Source organism: Methylobacterium sp. J-090 (genome assembly GCF_022829345.1).
In the GTDB taxonomy this organism is placed as follows: domain Bacteria; phylum Pseudomonadota; class Alphaproteobacteria; order Rhizobiales; family Beijerinckiaceae; genus Methylobacterium.
In genome coordinates this window covers 1-20,204 of the sequence record NZ_JAKSXV010000049.1, presented here as the reverse complement: position 1 = coordinate 20,204, position 20,204 = coordinate 1, and the positions used below count along the sequence as shown (strand labels likewise).

20 protein-coding genes are annotated in these 20,204 nt (G+C 71.0%); 12 read left to right on the top strand and 8 right to left on the bottom strand.

The features are described 5' to 3' along the window. Nucleotides 1-110 precede the first annotated feature (110 nt). Nucleotides 111-1,505, bottom strand: a complete 1,395-nt coding sequence (locus MKK49_RS07730; protein ID WP_409565035.1) for an AMP-binding protein — start codon at nucleotides 1,503-1,505, stop codon at nucleotides 111-113. Nucleotides 1,506-1,856: 351 nt separating this feature from the next. Between MKK49_RS07730 and MKK49_RS07725 the strand changes: the two genes are divergently transcribed. Next, nucleotides 1,857-2,639 (top strand): invasion associated locus B family protein, encoded by a 783-nt coding sequence (locus MKK49_RS07725; protein ID WP_244027521.1) that lies wholly within the window; start codon nucleotides 1,857-1,859, stop codon nucleotides 2,637-2,639. A 158-nt stretch (nucleotides 2,640-2,797) separates the two neighbouring features. Here MKK49_RS07725 and hspQ read toward each other — a convergent pair whose 3' ends face one another. Next, nucleotides 2,798-3,151 carry a heat shock protein HspQ gene (gene hspQ, locus MKK49_RS07720; protein WP_056097363.1) on the bottom strand — a complete coding sequence of 118 codons (354 nt, stop codon included), beginning with the start codon at nucleotides 3,149-3,151 and terminating at the stop codon, nucleotides 2,798-2,800. Between the two features lie 86 nt (nucleotides 3,152-3,237). Then, nucleotides 3,238-4,290 (bottom strand): HpcH/HpaI aldolase/citrate lyase family protein, encoded by a 1,053-nt coding sequence (locus tag MKK49_RS07715; protein WP_244027519.1) that lies wholly within the window; start codon nucleotides 4,288-4,290, stop codon nucleotides 3,238-3,240. Between the two features lie 200 nt (nucleotides 4,291-4,490). On the opposite strand from MKK49_RS07715, the gene MKK49_RS07710 reads away from it, so the two are divergent. Further along, nucleotides 4,491-5,753, top strand: coding sequence for a patatin-like phospholipase family protein (locus tag MKK49_RS07710; protein WP_244027518.1), 1,263 nt, complete (start codon nucleotides 4,491-4,493; stop codon nucleotides 5,751-5,753). Nucleotides 5,754-5,756: 3 nt separating this feature from the next. Here MKK49_RS07710 and MKK49_RS07705 read toward each other — a convergent pair whose 3' ends face one another. Next, a complete protein-coding gene (locus tag MKK49_RS07705) occupies nucleotides 5,757-6,980 on the bottom strand; it encodes an FAD-dependent monooxygenase (protein WP_244027516.1) in 1,224 nt (407 codons plus the stop codon). Nucleotides 6,981-7,160: 180 nt separating this feature from the next. On the opposite strand from MKK49_RS07705, the gene MKK49_RS07700 reads away from it, so the two are divergent. Next, nucleotides 7,161-8,552 (top strand): GntP family permease, encoded by a 1,392-nt coding sequence (locus tag MKK49_RS07700; RefSeq protein ID WP_244027513.1) that lies wholly within the window; start codon nucleotides 7,161-7,163, stop codon nucleotides 8,550-8,552. On the opposite strand, the gene MKK49_RS07695 is transcribed toward MKK49_RS07700, so the two are convergent. Then, nucleotides 8,536-8,754: a hypothetical protein gene (locus MKK49_RS07695; protein ID WP_244027511.1), complete on the bottom strand. Its 219-nt coding sequence runs from the start codon at nucleotides 8,752-8,754 to the stop codon at nucleotides 8,536-8,538. The two genes, MKK49_RS07700 and MKK49_RS07695, sit on opposite strands and share 17 nt — an antisense overlap. Before the next feature lie 252 nt (nucleotides 8,755-9,006). Between MKK49_RS07695 and MKK49_RS07690 the strand changes: the two genes are divergently transcribed. Genes MKK49_RS07690 through MKK49_RS07680 form a run of 3 tightly spaced genes read left to right on the top strand, consistent with a single transcriptional unit; the run spans nucleotide 9,007 to nucleotide 10,922 of the window. After that, the gene (locus tag MKK49_RS07690) at nucleotides 9,007-9,981 is read left to right on the top strand and encodes a quinone oxidoreductase family protein (RefSeq protein ID WP_244027509.1); all 975 of its coding nucleotides are present in this window, start codon (nucleotides 9,007-9,009) and stop codon (nucleotides 9,979-9,981) included. A gap of 43 nt (nucleotides 9,982-10,024) precedes the next feature. Then, complete coding sequence (gene pncA / locus MKK49_RS07685) at nucleotides 10,025-10,684, top strand: bifunctional nicotinamidase/pyrazinamidase (RefSeq protein WP_244027507.1); 660 nt, start codon at nucleotides 10,025-10,027, stop codon at nucleotides 10,682-10,684. Between the two features lie 52 nt (nucleotides 10,685-10,736). Continuing rightward, nucleotides 10,737-10,922, top strand: coding sequence for a DUF3606 domain-containing protein (locus MKK49_RS07680; RefSeq protein ID WP_244027505.1), 186 nt, complete (start codon nucleotides 10,737-10,739; stop codon nucleotides 10,920-10,922). Between the two features lie 85 nt (nucleotides 10,923-11,007). On the opposite strand, the gene rimO is transcribed toward MKK49_RS07680, so the two are convergent. Beyond that, nucleotides 11,008-12,354, bottom strand: a complete 1,347-nt coding sequence (gene rimO, locus MKK49_RS07675; protein ID WP_244027503.1) for a 30S ribosomal protein S12 methylthiotransferase RimO — start codon at nucleotides 12,352-12,354, stop codon at nucleotides 11,008-11,010. Between the two features lie 257 nt (nucleotides 12,355-12,611). On the opposite strand from rimO, the gene pabB reads away from it, so the two are divergent. From pabB to MKK49_RS07655, 4 genes are read left to right on the top strand one after another with little or no spacing between them, the layout of a single operon-like run. Next, nucleotides 12,612-14,006 (top strand): aminodeoxychorismate synthase component I, encoded by a 1,395-nt coding sequence (gene pabB / locus MKK49_RS07670; RefSeq protein WP_244027501.1) that lies wholly within the window; start codon nucleotides 12,612-12,614, stop codon nucleotides 14,004-14,006. Next, nucleotides 14,003-14,620: an anthranilate synthase component II gene (locus MKK49_RS07665; RefSeq protein WP_244027500.1), complete on the top strand. Its 618-nt coding sequence runs from the start codon at nucleotides 14,003-14,005 to the stop codon at nucleotides 14,618-14,620. The genes pabB and MKK49_RS07665 overlap by 4 nt, the downstream gene beginning before the upstream one ends. Further along, nucleotides 14,607-15,440 carry an aminotransferase class IV gene (locus MKK49_RS07660; RefSeq protein WP_244027499.1) on the top strand — a complete coding sequence of 278 codons (834 nt, stop codon included), beginning with the start codon at nucleotides 14,607-14,609 and terminating at the stop codon, nucleotides 15,438-15,440. Before MKK49_RS07665 ends, MKK49_RS07660 begins: the two co-directional genes overlap by 14 nt. A 41-nt stretch (nucleotides 15,441-15,481) precedes the next feature. Continuing rightward, nucleotides 15,482-15,844 (top strand): DoxX family protein, encoded by a 363-nt coding sequence (locus tag MKK49_RS07655; protein WP_244027539.1) that lies wholly within the window; start codon nucleotides 15,482-15,484, stop codon nucleotides 15,842-15,844. Nucleotides 15,845-15,968: 124 nt separating this feature from the next. Here MKK49_RS07655 and mazG read toward each other — a convergent pair whose 3' ends face one another. Next, on the bottom strand, nucleotides 15,969-16,838 hold the full coding sequence (gene mazG / locus MKK49_RS07650) for a nucleoside triphosphate pyrophosphohydrolase (RefSeq protein WP_409565034.1): 870 nt from the start codon (nucleotides 16,836-16,838) through the stop codon (nucleotides 15,969-15,971). Between the two features lie 587 nt (nucleotides 16,839-17,425). Between mazG and MKK49_RS07645 the strand changes: the two genes are divergently transcribed. Together MKK49_RS07645 and MKK49_RS07640 are read left to right on the top strand one after the other, a co-directional pair. Beyond that, nucleotides 17,426-18,514 carry a replication protein RepA gene (locus MKK49_RS07645; protein WP_244027498.1) on the top strand — a complete coding sequence of 363 codons (1,089 nt, stop codon included), beginning with the start codon at nucleotides 17,426-17,428 and terminating at the stop codon, nucleotides 18,512-18,514. Between the two features lie 105 nt (nucleotides 18,515-18,619). Continuing rightward, the gene (locus tag MKK49_RS07640; RefSeq protein ID WP_244027497.1) at nucleotides 18,620-19,060 is read left to right on the top strand and encodes a hypothetical protein; all 441 of its coding nucleotides are present in this window, start codon (nucleotides 18,620-18,622) and stop codon (nucleotides 19,058-19,060) included. A gap of 106 nt (nucleotides 19,061-19,166) precedes the next feature. Here the strand turns inward: MKK49_RS07640 and MKK49_RS07635 are convergent. Further along, nucleotides 19,167-20,204: PQQ-binding-like beta-propeller repeat protein (locus MKK49_RS07635; protein ID WP_244027496.1), on the bottom strand; the 1,038-nt coding region annotated here is incomplete at its 5' end.

The following is a 20,204-nucleotide window of genomic DNA, read 5'->3' as shown; positions in this document are numbered from 1 at the left end:
GAGAAAGATCATTTTCCCAGAAACGGAGTCGATTCGTTACCAGGGTGAAGATCGGGTTTCGAAATTATGACGCCTGGCGTGCGTTTTCGGGGTCTTGGGCGTGCGATGCATCAATCGCGGATGATCCCCGTGGCCTGACCGTCGTCGACGGGGGCCCGGAACGGCGAGGACAGCCAGGCATCGACGAAGTCCGGCTGGGGGATGCCGCGTTGCAACGGTCCCGCATGGCAGGCGCGGCCACGGAAGGCGAGGGTGCCGTCGACCTCGCGGCGCAGGCTCATCAGGGTCGAGGCGGGGTTGGCCCGCTCGGGCGCCGCCAGGGTGAGGGCAACGTCGCTGCCGGCCCGCGCGCCGGTGAGGAGGACGATCTCCTCGAAGGCGACCACGTCGATCACCCGCGGCGCGTCCGGCCGGGAGGGCAGACGGCGCGGCGGGAAGCGGGACGGAACGCGGTGGACCAGGAGGATGCCGGCGAGCGTCGCGGGCAGGCGGCTGGCGGCGAGGTTGGCCTCGAGGGCCGCCGGCACCACGAGGTGGGTCGGCACCGGCCGCTCCAGGGCCTCGGTGAAGGCGGCCGCCTCGAACACCGGCATCGGCTCGAAGGTGGCGCCCGCCACCAGGGCGGCCCCGAGGCCGGTGACGAGGCCGCGCAGGTCGCTGCCCGGCAGGAGGGTGAGGAGGCGCGCGCCGGGCGCCATCCGGGCGGCGACGCGGTGCGCGGCGATGGCCGCCAGGAGGGCGTCGCCGCTGCGATGGATCGGCCGGGTGGGGTCGCCGCCGGCGAAGCTGACGAACCCGCCCGGACCCGGGGCGAACGGGCCGCCGGACTGATCCAGCACCATGGCGTCGAGGTTGATCACCCCGTCCGGCACGTCCGGCCCGAAGGCGGCGAGGTAGCGCAGGCCGAAGTAGCGCGCCGCCACCCGGCACAGGCGCTCGGCCGGACGGCTCGCGCCGAAGCGGGCCTGGGTCAGGACGGCGCTGATGCCGGCGGCCTGGACGGCGGCGACGAGGCCGTCCTCGTCGAGCGCCGCGGGCAGGAGGCAGGGAACGTGGCCGGCCGCCTCCACCGCCAGGAGGGCGAGCGCCCCCTCGACCCCGCCCGGCAGGGCGATTCCGATCCGGCTCTCGGCCGGCAGCCGCCAGCCGCGCAGGCCGTTGGCGAGGCGCGCCACGATCTCGGCGGCGGCGCCGTAGGTCCAGGTGATGGCCGGTCGCCCGCTCCAGAGGGGCTTGCCCGGCGGATCGACGAGGGCGATGCGTTGCGGATGGGCGTAGGCCGTGGCGGCCAGCAGGGTGCACAGCCGCTGGGTGCGTGAAGGGGCGTCGCGCCTCTCCCGTGGGCCGGCCGGGGGCACATGCGGCCCGGACGGAGGCGGAGGGATGGCCGCCTCCAGGGCCGCCAGGTCCACGAGGGTGGGGCGGCGGGGCGCAGCGGCGGAACCGGTGGCGAGGCCTGGGGGGAGGGATGAGAGGAGAGATGAGATGACTGGTTGCGCCGACACGTGCGCTTGAACTCCCGCTGCCCTGCGTTCATGAACCCTTAGGGTTAAGCCAACCTTAACCCGGCCTTCGCGCCCGGCCCGAACGGGGCCGGTGTCATGTCTTCGCCGCATTCCGAGGGAAAGCAGGCCGCGCAATCGTTCAGGCGGGGTCGGGACACTTTCCGATCTCCCGGCGGGGGGCCTCGGACCGGCGCAGGAATCGGGTCCGTCGTCGCCATGTCGTGTCAGTTCAAGCGCCCGCCGAGACCCGGCGTCCCGTTCGCGCGCCATCCAAAAGTCCGCGGAATTGCCAAATCCGCTGAAATCCCGAATCCATTCCCAAGTCCGTCGAATTCCAAGGGGTCAGACCTGATGTCCTTCGCCAACCGTCCCGCGCGCCCGCTGCGCATCGCCGCGTTCCTCGCCCTGGCGGGTCTTGCCGGATCGGGTCTTGCCGGGTCCGCCCTGGCGCAGGCCGCCAAGCCCAAGCCGGCCGCCCCGGCGCCGGCGGCCCCCGCCCCGGCGGCTCCGGCCGCGCCCGCGGGCGGCGGCATGGCGCAGCAGCAGACCGGTCCCCAGACCGTCAACGTGAAGTCCGAGCCGTCCCAGACCGAGTGGACCAAGGTCTGCGGCAAGGATCAGGCGAGCGCCACGGACGTCTGCTACACCACCCGCGACTTCGTTTCGGACCAGGGCCAGCCGGTGCTCGCCGTCGCCGTCTACGACATGAAGAACGCCCAGCAGAACGTGCGCGTGGTGCGCTACCTGCTGCCGCTCGGCCTGCTGCTGCAGCCCGGCATCCGCTTCACCATCGACGGCCAGCAGGGCACGCCGGGCAAGTTCGCCGTCTGCTTCCCCAACGGCTGCTTCGCCGAAGCCGGCGGCGTGAGCAACGACGTCGTCAACGCGATGAAGAAGGGCACCACCCTCAACGTCAGCGTCCAGAACCAGACCCAGCGCGAGGTCACCTTCGCGGTGCCGCTCGCCGGCTTCGGCAAGGCCTTCGACGGCCCGGCCATCGACCCGAAGGTCCTGGAAGACCAGCAGAAGAAGCTCCAGGCCGAGATGGAGAAGCGCGCCGAGGAGACGCGCAAGAAGCTCGAGCAGCAGAACGCGGCCGGTGCCGGCGCCCCGGCCGCTCCGCCCAAGCCCTGATATCCAAGCCCTGATGTCCAAATCCTGATCGCGCAGATCGGATCGCGGCCCGGCCGCGATCCGACGGCATCGGACACGAGAAAGGCCGGGCGATTCCTCGCCCGGCCTTTCTCGTCTTCGGAACCGGCTCGGTCGGCCCGGGATCAGTTGGCCAGGGATCAGTTGGCTTGGGAGCTGCGCATCCGGTAGGTGCCTTCCGCGTCGCGCTCGAACACCTCGGCGATGCCGGTGTGGCGCAGGGCCTCGCCGGAGGTGTCGGGGACGAGATTCTGCTCGGAGACGTAGGCGACGTACTCGCTCTCGGCGTTCTCGGCGAGCAGGTGATAGAACGGCTGGTCCTTGCGCGGCCGGACCTCCTCGGGGATCGCCAGCCACCATTCCTCGGTGTTGTCGAACACCGGATCGACGTCGAACACGATGCCGCGGAACGGGTAGATCCGGTGGCGGACCACGGCGCCCAGGCCGAACTTGGCGGTTCTCATCTTGGGCGTGGCGGAGATCGTATCGGTCATCCCCGTCAGATAAGCCGGCCCGGCGCGGTTGTCATCGGCGGCGAGGCCACCGATGACGACCGGAGCCCCGCGTCAGGCCGTCGGTCTCACGTCAGGCCGTAGGTCTTGGCCAGCTCCGGGTCCTTGTCGGCCACGAGGCGGGCGAGATCGACGATGACCTTGGCCTGCTTCCAGGTGGCGTCGTCCTGCATCTTGCCGTCGAGCATCACCGCACCGGTGCCGTCGGGCATCGCCTCGACGATCCGCACCGCGAAGGCGACCTCCGCCGGATCGGGCGCGAAGACGCGCTTGGCGATGGCGACCTGATTCGGGTGGAGCGTCCAGGCCCCGGCGCAGCCCATGAGGAAGGCGTTGCGGAACTGGGCCTCGCAGGCCTCGCCGTCGGAGAAGTCGCCGAACGGGCCGTAGAAGGCCTTGAGGCCGTTGGCCATGCAGGCATCGACCATTTTCGCGATGGTGTAGTGCCACAGGTCCTGCTGGGCGGAGGCGCGGGCGGCACCGTCCGTGGTCGGGTCGGCGATGACGCGGTAATCCGGGTGACCGCCGCCGACGCGGGTGGTCTTCATGCCGCGCGAGGCCGCGAGATCGGCGGGTCCGAGGCTCATGCCGTGCATGCGCGGGGAGGCGGAGGCGATGGCATCGACGTTGGCGACCCCCTCGGCCGTCTCCAGGATGGCGTGGACGAGGATGGGCTTGCCGACCCCGTGCTTCGCCTCGAGCTGGGCGAGCAGCTGGTCGACGTAGTGGATGTCCCACGGCCCCTCGACCTTGGGCACCATCACCACGTCGAGCTTGTCCCCCACCTGGGACACGATCTCGAACAGGTCGTCGAGAATCCAGGGCGAGTTCAGGGCGTTGATGCGGGTCCACAGGCCGGTGCCGGAGGCGGCGAAGTCGGTGGCCTGCGCCATGGCGACGAAGCCCTTGCGCGCGGCCTCCTTCTGATCGACGGGCACGGCGTCCTCGAGGTTGCCCAGCACCACGTCGACGGATGCCGCGAGCTCGGGCACGCGGGCGCGGACCTTGTCGTTGTGCGGCGGCACGAAGTGGATCATCCGCTCGAGCTTCACCGGAAGCTCACGGAACGGGGCCGGCGCGCCGGTGGCAAGGGGCTGGAAGAAGCGGCGGGGCAGTTTCATCGGCGTCTCAGGCTCCGTGTTCTTGTGTGTCGGGGTCCCGCCCCAGCGGTTAGTTCAAGCCTGCCCCCGCCGTAAAGGTGCGCGGGCACACCAAACCATTTGCCATGCGCCCAGGATGGGAGGACCATCCGGAACGGGAGCCGGCGCCTCACGTTCTGATGACGAGGCGGGCACCTCGACCACGAACGAAGGACGGACCCATGTCCGGATCATCGATCAGGCGCACCAGCCTCCGGTCCACGGCGCTCGTGTGCGTCGCCGCGATCGGCCTCGGCCTCCCGCAGCCGGCTTCTGCGGCCGAGCGAACCAGGTCCTCGGAGCGCGGCGCCTTCACCGCCGCCGAGGCCGCCTCGGCCAGACCCGACGGACTTCCCGCGGGACTGCGCATCCCCGGCGACGATCCCGCCGCCTTCGCCCGGTTTCTGGAGGATGCGCGCGCCGCCCACGACCCCTGGCTCGTGCTCTCGGGCGGCGGCGAGAACGGGGCCTTCGCGGCGGGCCTCCTGAAGGGATGGAGCGAGGCCGGGACCCGGCCCACATTCGGCGTGATCACCGGCGTCAGCACGGGCGCGATGATCGCCCCCTTCGCCTTCATCGGGTCGGCCGGAGACGAAGCCCTGCGCCAGGGCTACACCGAGATCTCGGCGGCCGACGTGTTCGAGTTCGGCGGCACCAACGAGTCCCTGACCGATACCTGGCCGCTGAAACGGCGCATCGACCGCTCGGTGACCCCGAAGCTTCTCCAGGCCGTCGCGGCCGAGCACGCCAAGGGCCGGCGCCTCCTCGTCGCCACCACGGCGGTGGATTCCGAGCGGCCGGTCCTGTGGGACATGGGCGCCATCGCCGGCACCGGCGGCCCGAAGGCCCTCGCCCTGTTCCGCGACATCATCCTGGCGTCCTCGGCGGTGCCGGGGGTGTTTCCACCGGTGATGGTCGAGGCCGTGGCCGGTTCCAAACACATCCAGGAGATGCACGACGACGGCGGCACCACGGCGCCGTACTACCTCGCCCCCGAGGCTTGGCTGCTGGCCACCCATCCGGTGCCCCTGCCGACGCACCGGGTCTACCTCGTGGTCAACAATTCCCTCGCGCCCCAATTCCAGATGGCCTCGCGCACCACCCTGAGCGTGCTCGGCCGCTCCCTGTCGGCGGCGATCAAGGCGCAGACCCGCGCGGCCCTGGCGCTCAGCCGGAGCTTCGCTCAGCGCACGGGCCTCGACCTCCAGGTGGCCGAGATCGACGGACGGTTCACCCGGACGACGACCGCGCCCTTCGACCAGACCTACATGAAGGCCCTGTTCGCCCACGGCGAGGTTTTGGGCCGTAACGGCACCGCCTTCACCGGCGAGGCCCAGGGCCGCGAGGCCGAAACCGGGACGAAGGCCAGCGATCTGCCCGCCATCTCCCTCGCGGGCACGGGCGAGGCGCAGGATTCCGCCGTGAGGGATCTGGCCCGGCGCTGAGCCTCAGCGCATCAGGCTGGGCGCACCGAGGCGCGGCACCACGCCCTCGCGCATGACGAAGCGGCGCAAGGGGGTGATCGTCGTCATGGCCAGCAAACCGAGGCCGCGCAGGGCGTCCACGGGCAGGAAGCCGGTGAGCAGGCTGCGGTTGAGGGTGTCCACCGCCAGGGTGCGCAGGCGCGCATCGCGGCCGCGCGCCCGGGCGAACCCAGCGAGCGCCGCCCGAGACCCCGGATCGCGCCCGTCCGCCACCGCCTCCGCGACGGCGTCCCGCAGGGCCGCCGCATCGCGCAGGCCGAGGTTGAGGCCCTGTGCGCCGATGGGCGGGAACAGGTGGGCGGCCTCGCCGACGAGGGCGAGGCGCGCCGCCACCGGGCTCGCCAGGGCGAGACCGCGCATGGGTACGAGGCCGCGCGGCCCGTCGATCCGCATGGGCCCCAGCATCGCCTGCGCCTGGGTCTCGACAGCCCGGGCCAAGGCCGCATCGTCGAGGGCGGCCATGCATTGCGCCCGCGCCGCGTCCATCACCCAGACGAGGCTGGAGCGATGGCCGCCGGGGAGCGGCACCAGGGTGAACGGCCCCTGCCGGGTGTGGAATTCCGTCGAGACGTCCCGGTGCGGGCGGGTATGCGCCAGGATCGTGGTGATGGCGGATTGCGGATAGGACCATTCCCGGGGCACGAGGCCGGCGGCGGTCCGGAGTTTCGAGCGGGCGCCGTCGGCCCCGACCGCGAGGCGGGCCGACAGGCGCGTTCCGTCCGCGAGGGTCAGATCGGCCGCCTCCGCGCCGACGCGAAAATCGGCCGCGTCGCTCTCGAACAGGGTGAGGTTGGCCGACGCGCGGGCCTGCGCCCGCAGGCTCTCGACGAGGCGGGCACTCTCGACGTTCCAGCCGAAGGCGTCGAGGCCGATCTCCGTGGCGACGAAGCGGGCCGGGGGCGGCCGGAACAGGCTGCCGGTGTCGTCGACGATGTGGAGCTCGGCGAGCGGACTGGCATGGGGGGCGATGCCGTCCCAGGCGCCGAGTGCCCTGAGGAAGCGCACGGACCCGTCGAGGAGGGCCACCGTGCGCCCGTCGGCCACGGGGGCGTGCCGGCCGACGAGGGCGGTGGGAATGCCGTCGCGGGCGAGCGCCAGGGCGGCCCCGAGACCGGCGGCACCGGCCCCCACCACCGCCACCGCGAAGGGGGGCGCGCCACGCGAAACACTCTCAGGCGATGGGGCCACGAAGCTGTTCTCCTGCGCACGGCCCGTCCGACGAAGGCGTCGAAGTGGGACAGACCGGCCGATCCGTCACCCCTTACAGAGGGAGCAGGCCGGATCGGTCAAGGGACGCGATGGTGCGGGAAAACAGCGCCGGGTAGCATCGCCGGGAGACCCTCGGTCCCGCTCGTGCAGGAGATGCCCGTGAACCTCGCCATCGCGCTCCTCGCGCTCGGCTTCCTCATGCTGGTGGCCTATCGCGGCTTCAGCGTCATCCTGTTCGCCCCCATCGCGGCGCTGGCCGCCGTGCTGCTCACGGACCCCTCCGCCGTGCTGCCAGTGTTCTCCGGCCTGTTCATGGAGAAGATGGTCGGCTTCGTGAAGCTGTACTTCCCGGTGTTCCTGCTCGGGGCCGTGTTCGGCAAGGTCATCGAGCTGTCGGGGTTTTCGCGAACCATCGTCACGGCCGTCATCGATCTGGTGGGCGCGCGGCGGGCCGTGCTCTCCATCGTGCTCGTGTGCAACCTGCTCACCTATGGCGGCGTGTCGCTCTTCGTCGTGGTGTTCGCCGTCTATCCGTTCGCGGCCGAAGCGTTCCGCCTCTCCGACATCCCCAAGCGCCTGATACCCGGCACCATCGCGCTCGGCGCGTTCTCCTACACCATGGACGCCCTGCCGGGCACGCCGCAGATCCAGAACATCATCCCCACCACCTTCTTCAACACCAACACCTGGGCCGCCCCCTGGCTCGGCCTCATCGGCGCGGCCTTCATCCTCGTCGCCGGGGTCGCCTATCTCGATGCCCGCATCGCGGCGGCCAAGCGCCGGGGCGAAGGCTACGGCAGCGGCCACAGCAACGAGCCGGCGGTGATGGACGCGGCCGCCCGCGCGCACCCGGCCGTCGCCCTCCTGCCCCTCGTGGTGGTCGGCCTGTCCAACCTCGCCTTCACGGCGGCGATCCCGCGCCTCTACGGACCCAAGGTCGAGACGGCGCTCGCCGGCCTCGACAAGCCCATCGTGACGACGATCTCGTCCGTCACCGCCATCTGGGCGGTGGAGCTGGCGCTCCTCGCCGGCATCCTCACGGTGCTGGCCTTCGCCTGGAAGCCGGTCGCCCAAGGCTTCGCCGAGGGCAGCCGGGCGGCGGTGGCGGGCGCCCTGCTGGCGGCCATGAACACCGCCTCCGAGTACGGCTTCGGCGCGGTCATCGCCGCGCTGCCGGGCTTCCTCGTGATCCGCGACGCCCTCTCGGCGATCCCGAACCCCCTGGTGAACGAGGCGGTGACGGTGACGGCGCTCGCCGGCATCACCGGCTCGGCCTCCGGGGGCTTGAGCATCGCGCTGGCCGCCATGTCGGGCACCTTCATCGCGGCGGCGCAGGGGGCCGGCATCCCCATGGAGGTGCTGCACCGGGTGGCCGCCATGGCGAGCGGCGGCATGGATACGCTCCCTCACAACGGCGCCGTGATCACGCTCCTCTCCGTGACGGGGCTTACCCACCGGCAGGCCTATGCCGACATCTTCGCCATCACCGTCCTGAAGACGAGCGCCGTGTTCCTCGTGATCGGGGTCTACTACCTCACGGGGATCGTGTGACGGGCGCTCCCGATTCGACGATCCGCAGGGTGAGCTGGGTGAAGGGCTTGATCTCCCAGGCGTGCCCCGGATTGAACATCATCACCACGAGGCGACGCTCCAGCACCTGGAAGGCCGGCAAGGCCGCCTCCGGCCGCAGGATCGTGCCGGGCTGAACGGCCGGATCATAGCCTGCCGGGCGTATCCATACGATCTCGTCCATCCAGTCGTCCGGCTGGTCTTCCCGTGATCAATGCAGGCAAGATCAACCGACCGTCGTGGTTCGCACCATGCCCGATGATGCCTTCTAAACCAGGGATCTCCGCGCCGCGCAATCGCTCCGGCCGCGGCGGGCGGCGGGTGCTCGCGTGGGTGCGGCGGCGCACGTCGAGGGCTCCGGGACCGACCCCGCCATTGCCCGCGCGCGTGGACCGTCTATCTCGCTGACACTGAGATTCATCGAGGAGCGACCCCCATGCCGAAGGCGATCCGAGTCCACGAATACGGCGGCCCCGAGGTGATGCGCTACGAGGACGTCACGGTGGCCGAGCCCGGCCCCGGACAGATCCGCGTCCGCCAGAGCGCCATCGGCGTCAACTTCATCGACATCTACTTCCGCTCGGGCGCCTACAAGGTGCCGCAGCTGCCCTTCACCCCCGGCAACGAGGGCGCCGGCACCGTGGTCTCGGTGGGCGAGGGCGTCACCGATTTCCAGCCCGGCGAGCGCGTGGCCTACGGCTCGGCCGCCGGCACCTATGCCGAGGAGGTGGTGATCGCCGCCAGCGCCGCCGTGCACCTCGCAGACGGGGTGGAGGACACCACCGCCGCCGCGATGATGCTCAAAGGCCTCACCGCCGAGTACCTCCTGCACCGGACGTACCGGGTGAAGGCCGGCGACACGATCCTGTTCCACGCCGCCGCCGGCGGCGTCGGCCTCATCGCCTGCCAGTGGGCGAAGCACCTCGGCGCTACGGTCATCGGCACCGTCGGCTCCGAGGAGAAAGCGGAGCTGGCGCGGGCCAACGGCTGCGACCACGTCATCCTCTACCGCGACGAGGACTTTGCCGCCCGGGTGAAGGAGATCACGGGGGGCAAGGGCGTGCCGGTGGTCTATGACGGGGTGGGCCGCGACACCTTCCCGGCCTCCCTCGACTGCATCAGTCCCCTCGGCCTCTTCGTCAGCTTCGGCTCGGCCTCCGGGCCCGTGGACGATTTCAGCCTGGCGCTGCTCGGCCAGAAGGGGTCGCTCTACGCCACCCGCCCGTCGCTGTTCGCGCATGCGGGCCAACGCGAGACCCTGGACGCCATGGCGAAGAACCTGTTCTCCGTGGTGGCGAGCGGCGCGGTGAAAATCCCCGTCCATGCCAAGGCCAAGCTGTCGGAGGCCCCGCAGGTCCACACGGATCTGGCCAGCCGCAAGACCACGGGCGCCACGGTGATGATCCCGTGATCCTGTTCTCCCGGATCCTGTTCTCCCGGGATCGGAGGACGCCGTGATCCCCGGATCATCGGACGTCCTCCTCGTCGTCGATGTGCAGGTCGATTTTCTGCCCGGCGGCGCCCTGGCCGTGCCGGACGGCGACGCGGTGATCGCCCCGATCAACCGCCTCATCGACCGGTTCGCCCACGTGGTGGTGACCCAGGACTGGCACCCGCCGGGCCACGTCTCCTTCGCCGCCAGCCATCCCGGCCGGGCGCCGTTCGAGAGCGTGGCGCTGCCCCACGGCGATCAGGTGCTGTGGCCGGAGCATTGCGTGCGGGGCACGGCGGGCGCCGCGCTCGCGCCCGAACTCCGGGCCGAGCGCGCCGAACTGGTGATCCGCAAGGGGCACCAATCCGGCGTCGACAGCTACTCGGCGTTCCTGGAGGCCGACCGGACGACCCCCACCGGGCTCGCCGGCTACCTGCGCGAGCGCGGGTTCACCCGCGTGGTCGTGTGCGGCCTCGCGACCAATTACTGCGTCGGCTGGAGCGCCCTCGATGCCCGCGCGGCGGGGTTTGACGTCGTTGTTGTGGAGGACGCCGTGCGTGGCATCGACCATAAAGGCTCGGTTGCACGGGCCTGGGCCGAGATGGCGGCGGCCGGAGTGAAGCGGGTCACGAGTCGTATGCTTCTTACCGATCAGTCACAGAAGGAGGCGCCGCCCCCTTGAAACGACACCTCAGGTTGCCAAATTACTAGAATTCCAACCTGAGAGTAATTTCATGACCGATGATCTGACGAAGCGTGGCCCACCCGATCAACGCCGAATCAATGTGAACGAGCCATGGGAGGTCAAGGCTTGGTGCGATAAGTTCGGCGTTACGGAAGCTGAGCTGCGCGCTGCTGTTAAGGTGGCCGGTGTGATGGCGAAGGATGTCGCAAAGCAGCTCGGCAAGCCATACCCCTAAGTGTCTCTCACAAAACTCCCGCTGCGTCGTGGCACTCAAGGCGAGAACCGGCAGCGACCGGGAGTTTTGTGAGGCACTCCAAGTTCTACACCGCACTTCCATACAGATCGTAGGCGTCCGCCCGCTCGATCTTCACGGTGACGATGTCGCCGACGCGAAGCGGGCGGCGGGCGGTGACGTGGACGTTGCCGTCGATCTCCGGCGCATCGTATTTCGAGCGGCCCTTGGCGACGCCGCCCGCGACGGAATCGATGATCACGGGCAGGCGCTTGCCGACCCGCGCCTTCTGCAGGCGGACGGAGACGATCTGCTGCGCCTCCATGAACCGGCGCTTGCGGTCGGCCTGGACCTCCGGGGGCACCGCGTCGCCGAGTTCGTTGGCGGTCGCCCCCTTCACCGGCTCGTAGGTGAAGCAGCCGACCCGCTCGAGCCTGGCTTCCTTGATCCAGGCGAGCAGCTCCTCGAACTCGGCCTCGGTCTCGCCGGGGAACCCGACGATGAAGGTCGAGCGGATGGCGAGATCCGGGCAGATCTCGCGCCAGCGCCGGATGCGCTCCAACTGCTTCTCCTGGTTGCCCGGCCGGCGCATGCGCTTGAGCACGGAGGGCGAAGCGTGCTGCAGCGGCATGTCGAGGTAGGGCAGGATCTTGCCCTCGGCCATCAGGGGAATCACGTCGTCCACGTGCGGGTAGGGATAGACGTAGTGCATCCGCACCCAGGCCCCGAGCTCGCCGAGCTCGGCGGCGAGATCGTAGAACTTCGCCCGCACCTCCCGGCCCTGCCACGGGCTGGTGGCGTAGCGGATGTCGACGCCGTAGGCGGAGGTGTCCTGCGACACCACCAGCAATTCCTTGACGCCGGCTTTGACCAGCTTCTCGGCTTCCCGCAGGACGTCGCCGGCCGGGCGGCTGACGAGATCGCCGCGCAGGGACGGGATGATGCAGAAGGTGCAGCGATTGTTGCAACCCTCTGAAATCTTGAGATACGCGTAGTGGCGCGGGGTGAGCTTCACCCCCTGCGGCGGCACGAGGTCGAGGAACGGATCGTGGGCCGGGGGCACCGCCTCGTGCACCGCCGCCACCACGGATTCGTAGGCCTGGGGGCCGGTGACGGCGAGCAGGTTCGGGTACTTTTCGCGGATCTCCTCGGGCTGCGCGCCCATGCAGCCGGTGACGATGACCCGGCCGTTCTCCGCCATGGCCTCGCCGATGGCCGAGAGCGACTCGGCCTTCGCCGAATCGAGGAAGCCGCAGGTGTTGACGATGACGACGTCCGCCCCGTCGTGGCGCCGGGCGAGTTCGTAGCCCTCGGCGCGCAGGTGCGTGAGGATGCGCTCGGAATCCACCAGCGCCTTGGGACAGCCCAGCGACACGAACGAGATTTTTGGCGCGGCCTTCGCGGACGTCGGCGGCAGCAGGGGTGAAGCGGTCATGGGTGAGGCGCTCATGGGCACTCGTCGGGCGCGGTCGAACGAGGGCCGACCGGCCGTGGATTCGAGGAAATCGGTTGAGTTGACAACTCTATAGCCGCATCCGGGCCGGCTTGCGAGCCTCACGGGCCCGAGGGGCGTCATGCGCGGAGAACCGCTTCTCCGGCAGCCGCGGGCGTGCCAACTCAGGAAACCGGAATCCTTGCCGCAGGGCAGGGCGGGTATCCGTTTCCCGCGCGAGTCTCTAAGCCCCGATCATCATGTGGACCGCAGACATCCCGTTCGTCGATCCCGTCGCGGCGGCGCAGGCCCTGGCGCACCTGCCGGGGCTCGCCTTCCTCGACAGCGCCATGCACCACCCGACGCTCGGCCGGACCTCGACCCTGGCGGCGGACCCGTTCGCCCGGTTCCGCTTTCGCGACGGGGTGGCCACCCTGGACGGGCACCCCGTGCCCGGCACCGGTCTGGAGGCCCTGCGCGCCTGCCTCGCGCCCTACCGGATCGACCCGGAGCCGGACGCCCCCGGCTTCACCGGCGGGGCCATCGGCTACTTTGCCTACGATCTCGGCGCGCGCCTGGAGCGGGTGGCGGCCCCGGCCCGGCGCGCGGGCCTCTGCGACGACATCGCCTTCAACCTCTACGACACGATCCTGAGCATCGACCACGAAGCCGGCACCTGCCGGCTCATGGCCACGGGCTTTCCCGAGCGGGAGCCCGAAGCGCGCCGAGTCCGGGCGCAGGCGCGCCTGGCTCTCTTCGCGCAATGCCTGTCCGCCGCGTGCCCGACGCCCGAGCCGGCGGCGCAGGGGCCGCTCGCCTGGCACTCCAACTTCACGAAAAGCGCCTACGAGGCGGCGGTGGAGCGGGTGCGCGACTACATCCGCGCCGGGGACATCTATCAGGCCAACATCGCCCAGCGCTTTTCAGCCGACCTGCCGGCGGGCTTCGACGCGCTCAGCCTCTACCGGCGCCTGCGCGCCACCAACCCGGCGACCTTCGGCGCCTACCTCGCCTTCGAGACCCTGCGCGTCGCCTCGAGCAGCCCGGAGCGCTTCCTCAAGCTGTCGGGCCGGGACATCGAGACCCGCCCGATCAAGGGCACCGTGCGCCGCGTCGCCGACCCGGCCGAGGATGCGCGCCTGGGGGCAGCGCTCCAGGCCGACCCCAAGGAGCGCGCCGAGAACATCATGATCGTCGATCTCCTGCGCAACGACCTCTCGCGCCTCAGCGAGCCGCACAGCGTGCGGGTGCCGGTCCTGTGCGGGCTCGAATCCTACGCCTCCGTCCACCATCTCGTGTCCGTGGTCACCGGAACCCTGAAGGACGGGATGGACGCCATCGACCTCATCGCGGCGACCTTCCCCGGCGGCTCCATCACGGGGGCGCCGAAGCTGCGCGCCATGGACATCATCACGGAGATCGAGGGCGACGCCCGCGAGCTCTATTGCGGCGCCATCGGGGCCATCGGCTTCGACGGCAGCCTCGACACCGCCATCGCCATCCGCACGGTGGTGATGGACGGCCACACGGCGGTGCTCCAGGCCGGCGGCGGCGTCACCCTGCTCTCCGATCCGACACGGGAATACGAGGAGACCCTGACCAAGGCCGCGCGGGTGTTCCAGGCGTTCGCGCCGGACGGGGAGGGCGCCCCGTGATCCTCGTCATCGACAATTACGATTCCTTCGTCTTCAACGTGGTGCGGTACTTCGAGGAACTCGGGCAGACCGTGCGGGTGGTGCGCAACGACGCCGTCGACGTGCCGGGCATCCGGGCGCTCGCGCCCGAGGCCGTGGTGATCTCGCCCGGCCCCTGTACGCCCGCCGAGGCCGGCATCTCGCTCCCCGCCATCCGCGACCTGTCGGGCGAGATCCCCCTGCTCGGCGTCTGCCTCGGCCACCAGGCCATCGGCGCGGCCTTCGGCGGCCGGGTCGCGCGCGCCGGCCGGCCCCTCCACGGCCAGGCGACCCCCATCACCCATGGGGGGCAGGGCCTGTTCGCCGGCCTGCCGAGCCCGATGCAGGTGGGGCGCTACCATTCCCTCATCGTCACGCCGGAGCCCGGCATGGGCGAGACCCTCACCGTGGACGCCGTCTCGGCCGAGGGCGAGGTGATGGCCCTGTCCCACACCCGCCACCCGACCTGGGGCATCCAGTTCCACCCGGAATCGGTCCTGACCGAGCACGGCCACGCCCTGTTCGGCAACTTCTTGGACTTGGCCCGCGCCTGGCGCGCGGAGCGGGAGCCGGTGCGGTCGCATGCTCTGGTTTGACGGCGCCCTCATCGCGGGGCCGACGGCCCCGTTCGACCTCGCCGACCGGGGCCTGACCCTCGGCGACGGGGTGTTCGACACGGCGCTCGCCATCGACGGCCGCCTCGTGTTCGAGGCCGCCCATGTCGCCCGCCTCGCCGCCGCCACGCGGGCCCTCGGGTTCGCGGTGGCGCCGGAGCGGATCGCGCAAGCCATGCGGGCCGTGGCCGGCGGGGCAGGGGCCATTGGGACAGGAGCCTTCGCGGCGATCCGCACCACCGTGACCCGGGGCTCGGGACCCCGCGGCCTCGCGCCCCCGGCCGAGCCGCGCCCGGTCCTGTGGGCGAGCGCAGCAGCGCTCCCGCCCGCCCTGCCCTTCGCGTCCCTGACGCTGCATCCCACGAACATCCGCCGCAACGACACCTCGCCGGCCGCGCGCTGGAAGACGCTGGGCTACCTCGACGCCGTGCTGGCGGCGACCGAGGCGCGGGCGGCCGGGTTCGACGAGGCCCTGTTCCGCAACACCCACGGGCGCGTCGCCTGCGCCGGCACCGGCAACCTGTTCGCCCTGTTCGGCACCCGCCTCGTCACCCCGCCCCTGTCGGAGGGCGTGCTCGCCGGCATCGTCCGCGCCGAACTTTTGCGCTTGGCCCCAAGCCTCGGATTCACGGCGGCGGAACAACCCCTCGCGTTCGAAGAATTCCTCGGCGCCGACGCGGTGTTCCTGACCAATTCCCTGCGCGGGCTCGCACCCGTGCGGGCCGTCGGCGCGACGCCGTTCGCCGCGCATCCGGCCGTCGCGGCCCTCGGCGAGGCCCTGCGCGCGGCCATGCGCCCGTGACCGGGACGCGCGATTCCCGGCTGTGGCTGCGCCTCGCCCTGATGGCGGCCTACGGCTTCATCGGGATCGTGCACCTCGCCGCCCCCGACGCGTTCCTGCCGATCATGCCGGACTGGGTGCCGGCGCCCCGCTTGGTGGTGATCCTCACCGGGTGTTGCGAACTCGCCGGCGTCGCGGGTCTGATCTGGCCGCCGACCCGGCGCTGGGCCGGCATCGGGCTCGCCCTCTACGCCATCTGCGTGTTCCCGGCCAACATCAAGCACGCGGTGGAGGGCATCCCCGTCGCGGGCCTGCCGGATTCGTGGTGGTACCACGGGCCGCGCCTCGCGTTTCAGCCGGTCTTCGTCTGGTGGGCCCTCTACGCCACCCACATCATCGACTGGCCCCGCCGCCGGACCGGGTGAGGGCGGGACCCCGATCCCGGGATTCCGAAGGGCCAGCCCTTCGGCGGGTGTCGGGCAGAGCCCGACGAAGACCTCCAGGGCTCCGCCCTGGACCCGCGAAGGGCTGGCCCTTCGAACCCCGACTTCACCCCTTCTCGGCCCGCTTCACCTCCGTCCAGGCGGACTCCATCGTCTCGAGGGAGGCGTCGTCCAGCGTCGTCCCCTCGGCCGTGAGGCGGGCCGTCATGGCGGTGAAGCGGCGTTCGAACTTCATATTCCCTGAATGTAAGGAATATTCCGGATCGATTCCGAGGTGGCGGGCGAGGTTGGCCACCGAGAACAGCAGGTCGCCGACCTCCTCGGCCACGTCCGCCCGGGTGCCGTTGGCCATGGCATCGGCGACCTCGTCGGTCTCCTCGCGGACCTTGGCGACGACGTCGGCCGGGTCCGACCAGTCGAAGCCGTAGGTCGCCGCCCGGGCCGAGAGCTTTTCGGCCCGGCTGAGGGCGGGGAGGGCGCGGGCGATGCCGGCGAGGGGGCTCGCCGGGTCCTGGGGCCCCGGGTCGCGCGTCGGCCGCCCGGCCCGCTCCGCCGCCTTGATCACCGCCCATTGCCGCTCCACCGCCGCCGGGTCGCGCAGGCTCGAGCCCGCCGGAACCGGGCCGCCGTCAGGGGCGAACACGTGCGGGTGGCGCCGGACCATCTTGGCGACGATCGCCCCGACCACGTCGGCGAAGGTGAAGCGCCCGGCCTCCTCGGCGATCCGCGCGTGGAACACGACCTGGAGCAGCAGGTCGCCGAGCTCGTCGCGCAGGTCCGCCGCATCGTCCCGCGCGATGGCGTCCACCACCTCGTACGCCTCCTCGACGGCGTAGGGCGCGATGGAGGCATGGGTCTGGGCGATGTCCCACGGGCACCCCGTCGCCGGGTCGCGCAGGGCCGCCATCAGGGTCAGGAGCGCGTCGATGGTCAAGGGGAACTCCGGGACGTTTGCGGCAGGGGCGAAAGCACCCATAGCGGATCCGGCGGGGGAGGGGCGAGGCTGGGGACAGATCCGGGACAGCCGGTGCGCATCCCTTCAAAAAACCCCCAAAAATCTCTTCTGCCCGGTGTGTTCGTTAAACCGAACGGCCCTCGATCCCCTTAGGAAAGGTATCAGTAAGGGATTCTCAGAGAGTCAGTTATGAAGGTTATAAGGGGCGGCCGAAACGCCTTCCCCGACAAGGGGTTGAGCCCCGTTCGCGTATCGAGCTCTGCGCATCCGCGTATCGAACTCTGCGCGGCTCCGTATCGAACTCTGCGCGGGATTCGGGGGTCGGCGTATGGGATTCGGCGCATCCGCGTATCGGGATCGGCGTGGAAACCGGGTCCGGCCGGTGAACTCCGGGGATAGCCCGGAATCCGGGCCCGTATCGAACTCTGCGCAGGCCCCTCGCCCGGCCCCGGCCGAGCCTCGTCGGCGTGGAATTCCCGAGTCCCGGCCGGTGGATAGCCGGGATGACGCCGCCTTGCCCTGAGACTCCCGCGCCCCGAATCGGGCATGGTCCCGCCTTCGCGGCGCCACATCGGTCCGCGGCGGCGGCGAGGCACTGCACCGGGCTCATGGGGATCGAGGACACACTGGCGGGCATCCGCGACGCCGACCTCCTGGCCGAGGTCGAGGCGGCGCGCGGCGGCTTCCTGTTCGCCACCATCGCGGAGACCATCCTGCACCGGCAGCGGGCCCGGGACGCCGAGGCCGCCGCCCGCGGGGCCGTGGCCGGGCGCCGCCAGGCCATGGGCCGCGACCAGCGCCGGCGCGACGCCGTGCGCGAGGTCATCGAGAACGAGCCGACGGGGCCCGAAAACCTCCAGCACATCCATTCCGTGCTGGCGCTCTGCGGCCTGCCCTACCGCGACCCCGGCGACGCCCGCGAGTTTTTTCGCGAGTACGGCAGGAATTCCCTGAGCCTCCTCGCCGGACGCCTGAAGAATCCGGCCACGGGCGAGATGGAGTTCCAGGGCCTGCCCTACGGACCCAAGGCCCGCCTCGTGCTCCTGCACCTCTGCACCGAGGCCGTGCGCCAGCGCAGCCCGACGGTGGCGGTGGCCGACAGCCTGTCGGGCTTCATGAAGGAGATGGGGTTCGCCGTCACCGGGGGCGAGCGCGGCACCATCCGGCAGTTCAAGGAGCAGCTGGCCAGGCTCGCCGCCTGCACCCTGCAGATCGGCCTGTGGGACGGGGCGGGCAGCGCCAGCACCCTCAACGTCCCGCCGTTCCGCCAGCTCGACCTGTGGCTGCCCCAGGGCGCCGACGGGGTGGTCTGGCAGAAGAGCGTCCAGTTCCACCAGGATTTCTACGACAACCTGATCCAGCACGCCCTGCCCGTCGACATCCGGGCCGCCCGGGCGTTCTCGGGCTCGGCGCGCAAGCTCGACCTGCTGTTCTGGGTCGGCTACCGCCTGCGCGCCCTGCAGCGGCCCCTACGCCTCACCTGGGACAACCTGCACCGGCAGTTCGGGGCCGACAACGCCAGCCTCCGCAGCTTCCGCCAGGCGTTCAAGGCGGATCTCGCCCACCTCCAGGAGGTGTTTCCGAAGCTGCCGATCCGGCTCGACGACAACGGCATGCTGCTCCAGCCCGCCGATGCCGGCGCCCTGCTGATCCCGCCCCGCGCCGGCAAGCCGGCCCGGAAGGCGGCGGCGGCCTGACGCGTCGCCCCGGAAACTGCGGAATCACGCAAATTCCGTTGTCTCAATGGAATATTCTGGTAAGCCGTCAATGGCGATCATTCAGAATATTCCGTGGAGAGATCGATGTTTCCGAACGAGGCCGCGATCGAGGCCGCCCTGGCCGCCCTGCGCCGGCAGCGCGACGCCCTCGACCGGCAGATCGCCGACCATGCCCTCTACCTCGAACTCGGCCGCCGCCTCGGTGCCGGCGCCGCGCCGTCTCCCGTCGCGGCAGAGCCCCGGCCGCCCGTCGACTCCGAGGCGCGCCCGGGCGAGGACATCGCCGCCGCCCGCCGCCACGGCCGGGCGCTCGTCGCCGCCGCCCTCGACCTCCTGCACGAGGCCGGCCGGCCCCTGCATGCCGGCGAGATCCTGCCCGGCCTCACGGCCCGGGGCTTCGACCTGCCCGGCCACGATCCGGTGGCCGCCCTCAACACCCGCCTGTGGAAGCGCTCCGGCCCCGGCGGTCCCCTGCGGCGCCTCGGCGACGCGGTCTACGCCCCGTCGGAGGAGGATCCCGCGTAACGGGATTCCGAAGGGCAAGCCCTTCGGCGGGTGTCGGGCAGAGCCCGACATTGTCCCAGGGCTCTGCCCTGGACCCGCGAAGGGATGATCCCTTCGAACCCAGACTTCACTCCGGCAGGGCGAACACCGTGAGCTGGCCGCCGAGCGCCGTGTAGTTCGACAGGGCCGCGTAGCCGCCCACCGCCCCGGCGCCGTCGTTGGGGTCGGTGAGGCCGGCGGCGAGGCCGATGCCGGCCCAGCCGCCGACGCCGGAGAGCACCGCCACGTATTGCCGGCCGCGATGGGTGTAGGTGGTGACGTTGCCGACGATGCCGGACGGGGTCTTGAAGCGGTAGAGCTCTCGGCCGGTCCGGGCGTCGACGGCCTTGAGGGTGCCCTCGAGGGTTCCGTAGAACACCACGTCCCCGGCCGTGGCGAGCACGCCCGACCAGACGGAGAACGGCTCGGAGATCGACCACGCGATCCGCCCGCGCACCCCGTCCCAGGCCGTGAGGCTGCCGGTGTGGCTGTCGCCCGGCGGCGGCTGCAGGCTCAGGGTGGCGCCGACGAAGGGCAGGCCGGGGGTGTAGGTCACCCGGAACGGCTCGTAGGTCATGCAGATGTGGTTCGTCGGCACGTAGAACAGGTGCGTCCGGGGCGAGTAGGCGGCCGGCTGCTGGTTCTTGGCGCCGATGGCGCCGGGGCAGATGCCCGGCGTGGTCTCGTCCTCGCCGGTCCGCTCGGGGGCGTAGCGCGGATCGAGGACGGGCCGGCCGTAGGTTGTCGAGGCGGGATCGAGGTCGATCCGGGTCGCCCAGTTCACCGCCGGATCGAATTTGTCGGCGCCCAGGAGTTCGCCGGTCGCGCGGTCCAGGGTGTAGGCGAAGCCGTTGCGGTCGAAATGCGTCAGGAGCGGGCGCGTGCGGCCGTCGATCGCCTGGTCCGTGAGGATCATCTCGTTGACGCCGTCGTAGTCCCACTGGTCGTGGGGCGTCATCTGGTAGAGCCAGCGCGCCCGGCCCGTGTCGGGATCGCGGGCGACGATGGACTGGGCCCAGCGGTTGTCGCCGGGGCGCTGGGCGGGATTCCAGGTCGAGGGATTGCCGGTGCCGTAATACATCAGGTTCAGGGCGGCATCGTAGGCGTACCAGCCCCAGGTGCAGCC

Excerpts from the sequence above, each read along its gene's own strand:
- MKK49_RS07725 (WP_244027521.1), top strand. The coding sequence starts at position 1,857 with ATGTCCTTCGCCAACCGTCCCGCGCGCCCGCTGCGCATCGCCGCGTTC.
- hspQ (WP_056097363.1), bottom strand. The coding sequence starts at position 3,151 with ATGACCGATACGATCTCCGCCACGCCCAAGATGAGAACCGCCAAGTTC.
- MKK49_RS07715 (WP_244027519.1), bottom strand. The coding sequence starts at position 4,290 with ATGAAACTGCCCCGCCGCTTCTTCCAGCCCCTTGCCACCGGCGCGCCG.
- MKK49_RS07710 (WP_244027518.1), top strand. The coding sequence starts at position 4,491 with ATGTCCGGATCATCGATCAGGCGCACCAGCCTCCGGTCCACGGCGCTC.
- MKK49_RS07695 (WP_244027511.1), bottom strand. The coding sequence starts at position 8,754 with ATGGACGAGATCGTATGGATACGCCCGGCAGGCTATGATCCGGCCGTT.
- MKK49_RS07690 (WP_244027509.1), top strand. The coding sequence starts at position 9,007 with ATGCCGAAGGCGATCCGAGTCCACGAATACGGCGGCCCCGAGGTGATG.
- MKK49_RS07680 (WP_244027505.1), top strand. The coding sequence starts at position 10,737 with ATGACCGATGATCTGACGAAGCGTGGCCCACCCGATCAACGCCGAATC.
- rimO (WP_244027503.1), bottom strand. The coding sequence starts at position 12,354 with ATGACCGCTTCACCCCTGCTGCCGCCGACGTCCGCGAAGGCCGCGCCA.
- pabB (WP_244027501.1), top strand. The coding sequence starts at position 12,612 with ATGTGGACCGCAGACATCCCGTTCGTCGATCCCGTCGCGGCGGCGCAG.
- MKK49_RS07660 (WP_244027499.1), top strand. The coding sequence starts at position 14,607 with ATGCTCTGGTTTGACGGCGCCCTCATCGCGGGGCCGACGGCCCCGTTC.
- MKK49_RS07655 (WP_244027539.1), top strand. The coding sequence starts at position 15,482 with ATGGCGGCCTACGGCTTCATCGGGATCGTGCACCTCGCCGCCCCCGAC.
- mazG (WP_409565034.1), bottom strand. The coding sequence starts at position 16,838 with ATGGGTGCTTTCGCCCCTGCCGCAAACGTCCCGGAGTTCCCCTTGACC.
- MKK49_RS07645 (WP_244027498.1), top strand. The coding sequence starts at position 17,426 with ATGGGGATCGAGGACACACTGGCGGGCATCCGCGACGCCGACCTCCTG.
- MKK49_RS07640 (WP_244027497.1), top strand. The coding sequence starts at position 18,620 with ATGTTTCCGAACGAGGCCGCGATCGAGGCCGCCCTGGCCGCCCTGCGC.